This window comes from Clostridium sp. CTA-6, assembly GCF_054768115.1.
Genome location: NZ_BAAAAU010000003.1, coordinates 294,150 through 309,141, shown reverse-complemented (window position 1 = coordinate 309,141; position 14,992 = coordinate 294,150). Strand labels below are relative to the sequence as shown.

At 31.3% G+C, this 14,992-nt stretch carries 12 protein-coding genes; all 12 read left to right on the top strand.

The genetic code is table 11. The features are described from left to right. The first annotated feature begins 56 nt into the window (after positions 1-56). The 12 genes from ACYUDJ_RS06800 (at position 57) to ACYUDJ_RS06745 (ending at position 14,688) form a co-directional block, all read left to right on the top strand. Entirely contained in the window at positions 57-1,037 is a 981-nt protein-coding gene (locus tag ACYUDJ_RS06800) for a DUF5692 family protein (RefSeq protein ID WP_043031568.1), read from the top strand. 217 nt (positions 1,038-1,254) lie between these two features. Beyond that, positions 1,255-1,923, top strand: a complete 669-nt coding sequence (gene hypB, locus ACYUDJ_RS06795; protein WP_003488931.1) for a hydrogenase nickel incorporation protein HypB — start codon at positions 1,255-1,257, stop codon at positions 1,921-1,923. Between the two features lie 84 nt (positions 1,924-2,007). Beyond that, positions 2,008-4,704 (top strand): FAD-dependent oxidoreductase, encoded by a 2,697-nt coding sequence (locus tag ACYUDJ_RS06790; protein WP_043031571.1) that lies wholly within the window; start codon positions 2,008-2,010, stop codon positions 4,702-4,704. Positions 4,705-4,787: 83 nt separating this feature from the next. Continuing rightward, a complete protein-coding gene (locus ACYUDJ_RS06785) occupies positions 4,788-5,129 on the top strand; it encodes a hydrogenase maturation nickel metallochaperone HypA/HybF (protein ID WP_043031573.1) in 342 nt (113 codons plus the stop codon). 251 nt (positions 5,130-5,380) lie between these two features. After that, the gene (locus ACYUDJ_RS06780; RefSeq protein WP_043031575.1) at positions 5,381-5,836 is read left to right on the top strand and encodes an AraC family transcriptional regulator; all 456 of its coding nucleotides are present in this window, start codon (positions 5,381-5,383) and stop codon (positions 5,834-5,836) included. 414 nt (positions 5,837-6,250) lie between these two features. Further along, complete coding sequence (dapB, locus tag ACYUDJ_RS06775) at positions 6,251-7,048, top strand: 4-hydroxy-tetrahydrodipicolinate reductase (RefSeq protein ID WP_043031578.1); 798 nt, start codon at positions 6,251-6,253, stop codon at positions 7,046-7,048. Positions 7,049-7,379: 331 nt separating this feature from the next. Next, positions 7,380-8,219 (top strand): sulfurtransferase, encoded by an 840-nt coding sequence (locus ACYUDJ_RS06770; protein WP_043031580.1) that lies wholly within the window; start codon positions 7,380-7,382, stop codon positions 8,217-8,219. Between the two features lie 52 nt (positions 8,220-8,271). After that, complete coding sequence (locus tag ACYUDJ_RS06765; protein WP_043031582.1) at positions 8,272-8,766, top strand: GNAT family N-acetyltransferase; 495 nt, start codon at positions 8,272-8,274, stop codon at positions 8,764-8,766. 195 nt (positions 8,767-8,961) lie between these two features. Then, positions 8,962-10,410 carry a serine hydrolase domain-containing protein gene (locus tag ACYUDJ_RS06760; protein ID WP_043031584.1) on the top strand — a complete coding sequence of 483 codons (1,449 nt, stop codon included), beginning with the start codon at positions 8,962-8,964 and terminating at the stop codon, positions 10,408-10,410. A gap of 192 nt (positions 10,411-10,602) precedes the next feature. Beyond that, positions 10,603-11,208, top strand: a complete 606-nt coding sequence (locus ACYUDJ_RS06755) for a helix-turn-helix domain-containing protein (protein WP_043031586.1) — start codon at positions 10,603-10,605, stop codon at positions 11,206-11,208. Positions 11,209-11,783: 575 nt separating this feature from the next. Beyond that, a complete protein-coding gene (locus tag ACYUDJ_RS06750; RefSeq protein ID WP_003488977.1) occupies positions 11,784-13,181 on the top strand; it encodes a zinc ribbon domain-containing protein in 1,398 nt (465 codons plus the stop codon). Between the two features lie 337 nt (positions 13,182-13,518). After that, positions 13,519-14,688, top strand: coding sequence for an amidohydrolase (locus ACYUDJ_RS06745; RefSeq protein ID WP_042386287.1), 1,170 nt, complete (start codon positions 13,519-13,521; stop codon positions 14,686-14,688). Positions 14,689-14,992 lie beyond the last annotated feature (304 nt).

Sequence of the window (14,992 nt, the reverse complement as noted above, 5' to 3'; positions counted from 1 at the left end):
ATAAATTGTATAATAAACTTAATAGAATATCAATTTTTATATTAGGGAGGTACTGTATGTTTCTCTTCAATTACGCGGATGGGGCATCAGCATTAAGCGTATGGGGTGTTTGGATAATTGTTTTTGTAGCGCTCTTTGGTTTAAATGAAATAGCTCGTAGATGGAAAGCTATTGGTTTTCTCTGTTTTTTTATTTTACCACTAATACTTTCAATATTGTGGTTTACAGTATTAAGTGATACAACTTATACAGACTGGTTCCATTTAGCAAAGGTGTATTCTTCTACAGCAGGATGTATAGGTTTTTGGTGCATCAGGCATGTTAAATGGGAAAATAAACTCACAGGTAAAGAGTGGAGATTATCTGATAAAAAATGGGCATTATGTTTTCCGCCACTTATTCTCGCTATCAATATTATAGAGGCAGTAGCGCGGGATTTCCAAGTTGGTATTCAATATCATGGTGGAGGAGTATTAGCAGATGAAGCTATGTATGTACTTGGAGGTTCTTGGAATTTTATGAATGGTATAGCAGGTATCTTAAATATAATAACCATAACTGGATGGTTTGGAATTTGTATAAAAAAACAGACTGCTAAGGATGGAAGTAAAGATATGCTATGGCCTGATATGCTATGGTTTTGGATAATAGCATATGATTTATGGAATTTTGCTTATACGTACAATTGTCTACCAGGGCATGCTTGGTATTGTGGATTTGCTTTGTTATTGGCTCCAACTATTTGTGCATTTACTGTGGGAAAAGGAGCATGGCTACAGCACCGTGCACAAACACTGGCATTATGGTGTATGTTTGCACAGACCTTCCCATCATTCATTGATAAGGGGGCCTTTGCTGTTAAGTCACCCTACAATCCAGCACTACTATTTGCATTTAGTTTTGTAGCACTAGTTGTAAATATAGCAGTATTTATTTATATGATTTATAAAATAGGTAAGACCAAAAGAAATCCTTATCTTGGCGAACTTTATACAGATCTGGAAAAATATAAGGAAGTTAAATCACTTGCAGAATAAATATCATGTCAATAGGATAACAGTTTTTATTTATCAAATAGAAAAGAGTATAAACAGAGTTCTTGGCTTCAGAGGGAGTTTTTACTTCCACTAAAGCTTAGAAATAGTTATCCAGGGACGTAGCCGCTCTTTACTCCCACCTTGAAGAAGATGGGAGTATTAGAGCGGGTAGTCATCGGATAAATAAACTTTAACATAAAATGGGGGTATAGGTGATATGGACAAATATAAAGTTATTGAAATTAAGAAAAGTGTTTTCGAAGATAATGATCAACAAGCGGATTTGCTTAGAGAGGAATTAAGAAAAGAGAAGACTTTTTTATTAAACTTGATGTCATCACCAGGTTCAGGTAAAACAACAACTGTTTTAAGAACAATTGAAGCTTTGAAAGATGAAATGAACATTGGTGTCCTAGAAGCAGACATTGATTCTGAAGTTGATGCCCATACTGTTGCTCAGGCTGGTGCAAAAGTAATCCAATTGCACACAGGTGGAATGTGTCATCTTGATGCAAATATGACCAAGCAAGGTCTATTGGGTCTTGGAATAGAAGAAGTTGACTTTGCTATCTTAGAAAATGTAGGCAATCTGGTATGTCCAGCAGAATTTGACACTGGTGCATCAAAAAATGCCATGATTTTAAGTGTACCAGAGGGGGACGACAAACCTTTGAAATATCCTTTAATGTTCTCTATTGTTGATGTTGTATTAATTAATAAAATAGATGCAATAGCTAATTTTGACTTTGACTTTAAGGCAGTAGAAGAACGTATAAAAAAATTGAATCCTAATATTAAGGTTATCAAAATCTCTGCTAAAACTGGTGAGGGAATTGATGAATGGATCAATTGGATACGTACTGAAGTAAAAAATTGGAGGGCATAAACAGAGTTCTTGGCTTCAGAGGGAGTATTAGAGCGGGTAGTCATAAATAAATAGCTGTGAAATTTAATTTGGGGGGAAACAGATATGGTAAAGAAAAAAGTACTTGAACTGGCCAATAAGATTGCTGGTGGGATTACTGGTGGGTTAGTAAAAGTAAAACCAACGGATCCAGAATATAAAATTCTTGCCACAGTTACTACAGATGAAATGGCAGAGGTAGCACTTCATCTAGAAATCCGCAAGCCCAAAAGTTTAGAGGAGGTTGTGGATCTTTGCAAAAAACCTGTAGATGAAGTAGAGAAGATTCTATACCAGATGGCAGTTGATGGTTCAATTAAAGTAGAAAAGGAAAATGGTGTGGATAAATATTTTCTTGAACTTTATGTTCCTGGTGTCATGGAATACATGGTTGCAAGTAGGGAAAATATAAAAAAGTATCCAGTAATTCCCCAATCCTTTGAAGAATATACAAGAAAATTAGGTGCATTAATGGCAGGAAATATTCCTGTAGGAATGGGTGTAATGAGAGTTATACCAATTGAAAGCGCCATTGAAGGTGATACAAGAAGAGCCTCTTATGAGGAAATTTCAGACCTGATTAATAAACATGAGATTTTCTCTGTTGCGGATTGTGCATGTCGTACATCCATGAGAGTTATTGGGCAAGGCTGCGGACATACCGTTGAAGAAATGTGTATTCAGCTTGGTCCAGCTGCTGAGTATTATATTCGAACAGGAAGAGGTAGACGTATTACTAGAGAAGAAGCTATTGCTATTTGTAAGAAAGCTGAAAAGGAAGGTTTGATACATCAGATACCTAATTTATCAGGACCAGGAAAAACCCTTGCTATTTGTAATTGTTGTGGATGTTCCTGCTTTGGATTAAGGAATGCCAATCTTTATAGAAACCCTGATTTTTCAAGATCAAATTATGTTTCACAAGTGGATAAAGATAAATGCGTTGCTTGTGGACAATGTGTAGAAAATTGCCCATCTAATGCATTAACACTAGGGCAAAATTTATGCACAAAGAAACCTGTTATAGTGGAGAAGGAAAAAGAAACGCCATACGATACTAAGTGGGGGAAGGACAAATGGAATCCTGATTATCGTCATCGTAAAGTTGTTGCTGAGGGTGGAACAAGTCCATGTAAATCTGAATGTCCAGCTCACATAGCAATTCAAGGGTACATCAAGATGGCATCTCAAGGAAAGTATAGAGAAGCCTTGGAGCTTATAAAGAAAGAAAATCCCTTCCCAGCAATTTGCGGACGTATTTGTCCAAGAAAATGTGAGTCTGCTTGTACAAGATCAGATGTAGATGAGCCACTTGCTATTGATGAAATCAAAAAGTTCATTGCAGATCAGGACTTAAAACAAGAACATCGCTTTGTACCTGAAAGGAAAGATAATAGACCAGAAAAAATTGCTGTAATCGGTGCAGGTCCTGCAGGCTTATCTTGTGCTTATTTCTTAGCTGTTGATGGTTATCAGGTAACAGTGTTTGAGAAGCAACAAAAGCTTGGTGGTATGTTAACCCTTGGAATTCCTTCCTTTAGACTAGGAAAAGAAGTAGTAAATGCAGAAATCGATATTTTGAAAGAATTAGGAGTAGAATTTAAAACAGGGGTTCAGGTTGGCAAAGATACTACTTTTCCTGAACTGAGAGAACTTGGCTACAAAGGGTTTTATGTAGCAATTGGCGCTCAAGCTGGCCGAAACCTAGGGCTTGAGGGTGAAGAAGCAGAAGGGGTAATGACAGGTGTAGATTTTTTAAGAAAAGTAAATTTAGGTGAAGATTTGAAAATGGAAGGGGAAGTTATCGTCATTGGTGGAGGAAATGTTGCTATTGATGTTGCTCGAACTGCTGAAAGAATTGGTGCTTCACAAGTAGATATGTATTGTTTAGAAAATAGACAAGAAATGCCTGCACTTGGGGAAGAAATTGAAGAAGCATTGTCAGAAGGTATTACCATCAACAATTCTTGGGGACCAAAACGTATAATTCAGGAAAATGGGCATGTTGTTGGTGTGGAATTTAAAAAATGTATTTCTGTCTTTGATGAAAATAGAAAGTTTAATCCTAAATTCGATGAAAATGAAACAAAGATCGTTAAAGCAAACAGTGTATTGACTTCAGTTGGTCAAGGAATGAATTGGGGTGAATTATTAAAAGATACTAAGATAGAATTAAATCCAAATAGGACAATAAAAGCTGATCCTATCACTTTCCAAACAGGAGAGATAGACGTATTCGCTGGTGGAGATGCGCTAACAGGACCAAAGTTTGCTATTGACGCTATTGCTTTAGGTAAGCAAGGTGCCGTTTCAATTCATCGCTATGTTCATGGTGATAACTTGACAATAAGCCGTGAAAGGGAATATCGTGCTCTTGACAAAGAAAATTTAAACATGGATGGCTATGATCGTTTGCCTAGACAAAGACCACTTCATGTTGAAGGAAATGAATCAAAAGTAACCTTTAAGGATTTGCGTGGTACATTTACTGAAGAGCAAATAAAGAAGGAGACTAAGCGTTGTCTTGGCTGTGGTGCTGTGGTTGTAGACCAATACCAATGTGTGGGCTGTGGAATGTGTACTATAAGATGTAAATTTGACGCAATCTCACTGATAAGAAAATATGATAGTTCTGGTGTAGAGTTTAAAGATATGAAACCTGCAGTTATAAAACATGTTATAAAACGTCAAGGAAGAATTGCAGTGAAAAGTGTAAAAAAATCAGTAAAATCAATTTTCTCAAGAGAAAAAGACAACATATAATAGTTAAAGTATTATTCCAAATAAGATAGGTGGGAGAGTAGTTTCGTACATTCTTTATACTTTTACAAGAGAGGTGAGGTCATTTGCATGAAGTTGGAATTATGATTGAAGTCATTAAAAATGTTGAAAATTTTGCAAGAATAAATAGATTAACCAAAATAGATACATTAGTTCTTCAGATTGGCGAGCTCTCATCGGTAATTCCGAGATACATTGAAGCATGTTACCCAGCTGCAGTTGATGGTACATTATTGCAAGATACAAAACTAAAAATTGAGATACTACCAGGCAATGCTATTTGTAAAAAGTGTAATAAAGTTTTTAATCTTATTGAGAATAGTAATAAATGCCCAAATTGCGTAAGTAAAGATTGGGAGATACTATGTGGAAAAGAGTTTATGATTAAGGAAATCGTTGCTTGCTGAAATCACGTTTTTAAGAAAGTATTTATAAATAATAACTAGGGGTGTTGCAAAATTACTTTTTATATTAATTTTGTAACATCCCTATTAAAATTAGCGGTAGAATTAAACCGTAACATAAATAAAGATGTAAAAATGTTTATTTTTAGACAAATAGTAATTGGGCAATTTTAAAAAATAAATTGAAATACATTTTAAAGCATTATATGATGAATTCAGGCATCGATGTACTCTATTAAAAAAGAAGGTAAGTTATGGATATTAACATTGAAATGATACCATCATATAAAATTGCTTATATACGAAGAACAGGTCCTTACGGTTCAGAGAATGTGCAAATAATGGAACAATTAAAAAATTGGGCTAGAGAAAAAAACTTATTTAATGAAAATTCAATTATATTAGGAATAACCCAAGATAACCCTAAATTCACAGAAGCTAAAGATTGTCGTTATGATACATGTTTAGTTGTTTCGGATGAATTCAAGGTTGATAATAAGTATATTAATTTTGGAAAAACTATGGGTGGAAAATATTGCGTATTTAAAATAAGTCATACAGTAGATGCTATGCAAGAAGCATGGATGGAGATATTTTCGGAGTTATCAAAAATAAATTATGAATTTGATGATAGAAGACCTATTCTTGAACGATATGCAATGCAGATGATAAATAAGCATTATTGTGAAATTTGCGTACCAATATTATAAAAAAATATTAAAACAAATTCCAATTTAATAGCCTTCAAAGGTTAAGAATTGAAACAAGAAATAATTTTAGTCAATAGATAGCTATAAAAATAAAGAATACTAATATTTGTGCCCTAATATTTAAGCTAACGCTCTAATGCCACGTCCTGTTTACTTTACGCTTAAATATTAGTTCACAAATAAAGTATTCTTATTATTTAAATGAAAACAGAGTTTAAGAGTTTTAGAAAGATTTATACTAGCTAATCAAGGTGGAAAGAAATCTGCCTTGATTTTATTTTATGGAGGATTTTAAAATTTAGTATAGAATACTTAGTGTAGTTAATGAATGAAATTATATATAATCTAATAAAATTTTTAATAATAAATAAAAAATACTTATTTATTTAGGAAAATAAACAGGGGGTTATACTAATGAAGATAATAGTTATTGGACCAAGGGGAAAAATGGGGAGCTTGGTTACTAAATCTTGTTATAATAATGAAAATATAGAACTTGTGGCAGCAGTAGCCCCAAAGGAAAGGGATTACATAGGACAAGATCTTGGTATAGTTGCAAATCTAGGTAAAAATATAGATTGTAAAGTTGTAGATAATTTAGAGAATGTTATAGATAAATGTGATTGCATTATAGATTTTACAGATCCAGAAACGTCTATGGATGTATTTGAAAAGGCTTTAAAGAGTAAAAAATCTGTGGTTTGTGGTACTACTGGATTTTCAGAGGAAGAAATAAATAGGATAAATGAAATTTCAAAAGAAATACCAGTGGTTTTGGCGGGAAATACTTCTATGGTGGTAAACCTTATGTATAAATTAGTAGAACTTGCCGCTAATACTATAGGCAATATGTCTGATATTGAAATAATAGAAATGCATGATAGATATAAAAAGGATGCTCCAAGTGGAACTTCTTTAGAAATTGGAGAAGTTTTAGCAAAAACCTTTAATAAGGAATTGAAAGAATTGGCTCAATTCGGAAGATATGGGAAAGGTGAAAGAGAAGAAGGAAAAATCGCATATCATTCCTTGAGAGCAGGAGATATTTCAAGTAGTCATACAGTTATGTTTGGTCTTATGGGGGAAAGATTAGAAATAACTCATCATGCTCACAACTGGGAATGTTTTGCAAATGGAGGCTGTCAAGCTGCATTATTTTTAAAGGATAAAAAACCAGGAATATATTCCATGAAAGATGTATTAGGTTTGTAAAAATAAAGGAACTGTCTCAAAATAAAGTAGATTTAATTTTAATACTGCAAAGATAAAAAATACATTCATAAACTACTCATTTTGCTAAGTAGTTCTAAATATGGTTACATTAAAAATTTTCTACCCGGTAGAGGCACCGTCCTGGCTTCACTACCGGCTCCTCACGTCCTGTGAGGAATTACGCAAATTTTTAATTCCGCCAAATTAAGAACTGCTAAAGCTTATTCATATGTTCATTTCATATATTTTTTTCTCTTTGCTATATTAAAATTAAGTCTATTTTGACACATCCTTTTTAAAATATATCTAAAAATATTTGGGAGATGATTTTGTGAAGAATTTTGTATCTACTAGGTGGTTACAGAATCATTTAGAAGATGAAAATATAGTCATTGTAGACTGTAGAGGAGATCTTTTAAAGGATAGCTATGGAGAAGAAGTTTATAAAAAGGGACATATAAAAAATGCTGTTTTTGCAGATTTAAAAAAAGTTATGTCTTCTGAAGAAAGGGAACATGGAGGTAGAAATCCATTACCAGATGTAGAGGACTTTAAAAGAAGTATAGGAAAACTAGGAATAAACAAAAATACTTTAGTTGTGGCCTATGATGAATTAAAAATAGCTGGAGCAGCTAGATTTTGTTGGATGTTAAGATATGTAGGCCATACTAATAATTATGTTTTAGATGGTGGTATAAATAAATGGATCACAGAAAATAGAAAGCTATATATAGAAGAAAACAACAGCAAGGAAAAGTTAGATATTAAAAATGAGGACTTCAATATTTCTTTAAATGAAGAAATAAAAGCAGATGTAAATTACATAAAAGATAATATGAAAAAAGATCTTATATTAGTAGATTCAAGAACTAACATAAGATATGAAGGAATAGAAGAATCTATAGATAAAAAGGCTGGACATATACCTGGAGCTAAAAATATTTATTGGAAAGATATGCTTGAGGAAGATGGAGCTGTTGATGAAAATAAAGTAAGAGAAAATTTTCTGCCGTTAAAAGATTATACTAATATAGCAGTTTATTGTGGATCAGGAATAGATGCAACCTTTAATTTTTTACTTTTAGATGAAGTAGGAATTAAAGCTAGAGTATATGCAGGAAGTTGGAGTGACTGGATAACCTATGAGGAGAATCCTATACATACTAAATAAATATTTATAAACATAAGAAAGTTTGACAATTTAATTCAATGGAGGAAACAAAATGTTAATACAAACTGAACGCTTGGAGCTTATCCCTTTAACTCTTAATCAATTAAAACTATGGATTGAAGATATTTCTCAACTTGAAAAAGAATTAGATTGTTCCTATAAGGCAGAATCAATGGAAGGATTTTTTCTTGAAGTAGTAAAAGGACAGTATGAAATCACCCAAAAAGATCCTAACAATTATTTATGGCATAGCTTTTTTTTCTTAGTTCGCAAGGATGATAGGGTTGTAGTAGGTTCAGCTGATTTTAAAGATATTCCTAATGAAAATGGTGAAGTTGAGATTGGTTATGGTTTAGGTAAAGAGTTTGAGCACAACGGATATATGACAGAAGCTGTAAAAGCAATGTGTGGATGGGCATTAAAACAAAATGGTGTTACAAGTGTAATTGCTGAAACTGATTTAGAAGGTTTGGCTTCTCAAAAGATTTTAAAACGTTGTGGATTCAAAAAAGATAAAGAAGGAGAAACTCTTTGGTGGAGATTATAAAGATAATCTTTTAGCTACTATAAATAGATAATAATTTGCAGAACACTAAAAATGAGTTGCGAAGGGTAATAAAAATGGTTTTATTAGTTGTAGATACACAAAAATTAATAACAAATGAAAATTTATTAAATTCCAATTTGATATTGAGTAATATAAATTAGAATTTAGTTTAGTAGTTGTAACTAAGGAGAGTTTATGAAAAAGACTATTGTTTTTGTATTAACGATACTTATATTATTCTCAGGATTCGCAACACAAGGTTGTCCGTTGTCAAATGCGCAATCTGCGGCAATACAAGCGTTGCTGGATGATGCCTGTCGTATATCAGGTGTGCCAGGAATGTCAATTTCAATACTTGTTGATGATGAAGTATTCTACTTTTCTTCTGGGTATGCAGATCGTGAAAAGGGACTGTCGGCAAGTGAAAATACGCTATATGAGCTAGCTTCGGTCAGCAAAGCTTTTATGGGCATAGGTATTCTGCTGATGGAAAAACAAGGACTGCTGTCAATGACTGACCCCATCCAAAAGTATTTACCTTGGTTTACGTTAAAGCATCAGGGGAAACCCATTGATATGCAAAGTATTACACTCAATAACTTTTTACACCATACTAGCGGCTTAACAAATGGCAGTCACAGTCAAATCATTCCACAAGGCAATACGCCAGATATGTTGAAAAAAACTGTAAAAATGCTCGTAGATGCTGAATTGTCATTCTATCCTGGTGAGCAGTATAATTACGGAACTGTTAATTATGACGTATTAGGTCTGGTTATTGAAATTGTGTCGGGTCAGAGCTATGAAGACTACATGAAAAAGCAAGTGTTTCAGCCGTTAGGGCTACACCAGACGTATGTTTACAAAGAAGATGCTCAAGCTACTGGACAATTGGCACAGGGCTACCGCTCTTCCTTCTTTATGACGACCCCATATGATGCACCAGATTATGCTGGGAATAAACCCGCGGGCTACATCATTTCTTGCGCCAAAGATATGGCGCGTTGGATGGGCATACAGATGGGTATTGTTCAGGATATACCCGAAATATTCCATGAGATTATCGAGAAGTCCCATCATGGGGACATGTCTGTTTCAGATGTCAACGGAATGTTTTATGCCGCGGGGTGGTCAGTAAATTCCGAACAAACAATTATTGAACACTCAGGGGGCAACCCCAATTTTGCAACCGAAGTGGCAATACTGCCAAACGAACGCACAGCCGTTTGCTTGCTGACCAACGGCGCAAATACCAATAGAAATTTAGTGTTAAAAATTAAGGAGATATTGGATGGTAATCTTTCTCAGTCGTATGAAATAAGCGGCACACAGTTTCTTGACATCACTTTGTCGTCTGCCACAATTATTTGTTGCCTGTTGGCTGTTCTGTTCTTTCTTTTAGGATTACGCAGAAAGAAAATGAATGAGCGACAGCCAATGACAAAAAAGAGAATAATCGTAACAGTTATTTTGCTGATTGCTACGATTGCCCTGTGTATAATGTGCTGTGCCTTCGATTGGTCAACGATACTTATTTGGCAAACATATAGTGTTCTTACAGCTTTGATTTCATCGGCATTATTAACTGGAAGCCTTACATGGTTTGTATACACTCACCGATATAATACCTCGCTCCGAAAATAATCATAATGTTAAGTAATTAAATTCCAGTTTAAGGTTGAGTAATATAAATAGTAAATTTGTTTAATACACATTTATAGTGCAATAAAATGGCATGTAAAATCCATTTTACATATTAAAAAGTAGTGATGTAAAATAGGTTTGATAGCATGAACACGCTCCGAACGATAGAATGTAAGCAGGAGGAATATCAAAGTGGACATTAGCAAACAAATAAAAAAATATAGACTCGATTCAAAATTATCGCAGGAGGATTTAGCTGAAAAAGTATTTGTAACACGGCAGACAATTTCAAACTGGGAAAACGGTAAGAACTATCCTGATATAAATAGCCTGGTACTATTAAGCACTCTCTTTGGTGTTTCTCTTGATATTCTAGTTAAAGGAGATTTGGAGGAAATGAAAGAAGAAATTAAAACAGAGGATATCAAAAGGTTTAACCGTGACGGCACGATTTTTACTGTACTACTTATGGCAACAGTAGTATTGGTCGTTCCACTATTTCTTTACTTAAATTTTATTGGAATTGCAATCTGGTTAGTGCTATTTGGCATTACAATGTATTATGCAATATGCCTTGAAAAGCAAAAGAAAACTCATGACATTCAAACATACAGAGAAATCATAGCTTTTACCGAGGGAAAAAAACTTGATCAAATTGAAAAGAGTTGTGAGGTTGGAAAACGCCCATATCAAAAAGCGTTCTCAGTAATTTGTTCAGGATTGATTACAATAGTTGTCACTATAGGAATGTATTTTTTATTTAGATTAATTCAGTATATCAAATTGTTACTGGTTTAGAAATTCCAATTTGTCTGATTGAACAAAACTACCTTAATATGTAGTTTTGTTAAGGCATATTTTCATAAATTTATTACATTATCTATATTGGTATGTAGATAATATTTATGGTTATTAACTTTCCATAATCCATATAATGTAGAGTTAGTTTTGATATATAATGCAAAACTAAACAACTAAATACTACTATATAAAATAAAATGGGAACTATAAAGTTTACTTTACATTTTTTATACCATATTTTTAGTATTATAAATTATTTTTATAATGGAAATAATGTAATAAATAGTTAAATGAAATAGTATGGTGGAAGAATTAATTATTCCACCACTTTTACACCAAAGGATAAAATACAGTGTGATACATAATAATATGGAAAGTTACACAAATATTGTTTTTACAAAATTTAAGATATAAAAAGATAAATTAAAATATTAGTTTTTTCTAATTCATAGAAAATAAGTAAGAGTTCTCAAAATAAAAGAGAACTCTTACTTATTATATTGCGTTAAATTGATAATATAAAAATAAAATGTTAGAATTAAGTATAATTTGTAGAGAAGGGAGAATAGTTTATGCATTTTTGCAGAAAATGTGGCAGTAAGTTACAAAAAAATTCAACACGGTGTAGTACCTGCGGGAGTGAATTAGAAAAAATACATAGTGAAGAAATAAGCAGTATAATAGATAGAGGGAAGCTTTTACATAATGAAATTTTTAATGATGAACATATTTTAAAGCATAAAGAAGAACCCTTAGAAATAATAAAAAATTTTAATTTAAATAAAAAAATAAAAGAAAATAAAATTTTTTTAATTGCTATTTTAATATTAATAATAGTAGGTATCCCACTTATGAAAAATCCAATAAAAAATTTTTTTATAAGAAAGGATGTAGCAAATTGGTTGGTGTATGCTGTTGATAAATATAAAGAATCGGATACCCTAGATACTGTTAGTGATTTTAAAATAAAATCTAAACTACAACCACAAGAACCTATGGAGTATAAATATATAGAAAATATAATAGAACAATGTACTTTGAGAGTGAATAACAAAGTAGATAAAAAAACTAATGAAAGATATAGTAAAGTCAGTTTGATACACAAAAAAGACAATATTTTAAATGGAGAAATTTATAGTAATAAAGAATACATAGCTATATCAATGCCTCAATTATATAAAGATATAATGTACATAAAATGGGAAGATATAAATAAACTAATAAATAATAAAGAAAATAATGATGTTTCAGAAACAATAGATTCAAAAAACTATGAGAATGTTTTAAACATAAAAAAATCTAAATATTATGATAAGGTTAATGAAGATTACAAGGAATTTTTTAATAAGGTTATGGATGACTATGTTGCAAAAGGAGATACTGTAGATATAAATATAAAAGATAAAGAAAAGACTGTAAAATGTGATGAAATAGTAGTACACTTAGATAATGAAGGAATAATAAAAGTTTTAAATGCTTTCTTTGAAAAAGTATCAAAGGATGAAAATTTAAAATTATTAGTTAGGGAAAAGGTTTTTGAATTTTTAAGTATTGCCCAAAATAATGAAGACCTTAATAAATTTAATCTTAGTAAAGAAGATGTAGATAATATCAAAAGAGAGTTCAATTCAGAATATGATTCTTTTATGAGCGAGTTGAGTTATATTGAAAAAGCAGATAAAAAAGGCTTCAATGCAAAAATAAATAGTTTAACAAAAGTAAGAGTTGATTCTAAAAATTATATAAGAGGATTTAAATCTCAAGTTTCTATAGAGAATAAAAAGACTTCTTTTAATTTTATATCAGATACTGTGGTTAATTCTATTAATTCTAAATTACATATAAAAAAGATATCTAAAGAAGGGGCTAAGGATATAAGTAAACTTACACCAGAGGATAGAGATAATGTAGCAAAAGAGGCAGGAAATAATATAGGAAAAATTATGTTTCCAAAACTGAATATAGAGTAATAAAACTTAAAAGGTAATTTTTAAATTAGATAAAGTATTTAAATTTAGGGTAATATTTTATATGATATAAATATTACCTTTTAATTTGAAATAAAATATTATTTAAATAAAATAATTTTAATTTGTTATTAAATATAAAAACATATATTAAATTTAATATATAAAGTTATCTACAGTAACTATAAAATTACACTATAGTAATTTATGGTAAATCATAAAAAGCTAATAAAATTTTGTTAAAAAAATATTAAAGCTCCATTAAGTTAAAGATGAAAAATAAGGGAAATCAAATACAAATTTGAGAAATATATTTAAAAAGTGTTAGGGGGTATATTTGTTGTTATTAATAAAAAATGGGAAAATTTTGACTATGACTGACAAAAAACATGTAAACGATTGTATACTAATTAACAATGGTAAAATAGAAAAAATAGCTAAAAGAATAGAGATTAATAATGAGAATATAAAAGTTATAGATGCTAAAGATGGATGGGTAATGCCAGGCATTATTGATGCTCATTGTCATATAGGTATAATGGAGGAAGGAATAAGGTTTGAAGGCATGGATTTAAACGAGTATTCTAGTGCTATAACACCGCATTTAAGAGCTATAGATGGAATAAATCCTAGGGATTCGGCATTTCAATCTGCTATAGAATCAGGAATAACTACAGTTATGACAGGGATGGGAAGTTCAAATCCTATAGGTGGGCAATTTGCTATAATAAAAACCTATGGTAAATCTGTAGATGAAATGCTGGTAAAAGCTCCAGCAGCTTTAAAGATAGCCTTTGGAGAAAATCCTAAAAGTATATTTGGAAAGAAAGGCTCTATGCCCATAACAAGGATGGGAACAGCAGCTTTAATAAGGGAAACTTTATATAAGGCTAAAAATTATATGAATAGAAAAGAGGTGGCTTTAAAGGAAGAGAAAATATTTGATATAGATATTAAAATGGAAGCTATTATTCCTGTTTTAAAAAAAGAAATACCTTTAAAGGCTCATGCTCATAGAAGTGATGATATACTAACGGCCATAAGAATAGCTAAAGAATTTGATTTAAAACTTACCATAGATCATGGGACGGAAGCACATTTAGTAGCGGACTATATAAAAGAAAGTGGTTTCCCTGTAATAGCAGGGCCAAACATGAATTTTAGAGGAAAGGTAGAAACCAGAAATAGAAATTATAATACTACAAAAATTCTACAGGAAAAGGGAATTTTATATGCTATGATTACAGATCATCCTGTAGTTCCTATTGAATTTTTACCTATGTCAGCAGCTTTAGCTGTAAAAAATGGATTAAAAGAGGAGGATGCTCTAAAGGCTATAACCATTAATCCAGCAAAAATATTAGGTATAGATGATAGAGTAGGAACCTTAGAGGAGGGAAAAGAGGCGGATATATGCATATATAATGGCAATCCTCTTAATATAAATTCTAAAAATATGTACACTATAATTTCAGGTAATATAGTATATAATTTTAATAAAGATTTATAAATTAATTTTATTTAAAATAAATAAAGTACTTTACATTAAGATTTTTGTCATATATAATAAAAAATAATAATTTATTGTAAACACTTCACATAAAAATGAGGTGTTTTTTATTTAATCTAAATATATAATAAAAATTCTAATTGTCGTTTATTATAGAAAATCCAATCTATTTTAATTTCTAAGAATAAATTCTAAATGATTTTCAAAGGCAACATATGAGAAAACATTATTATTTATTATAAAGAAGAATAATAAAGCATCAATTGGGTTAAAATATTGTCATAAATTTAAATGAAAAAGAAAA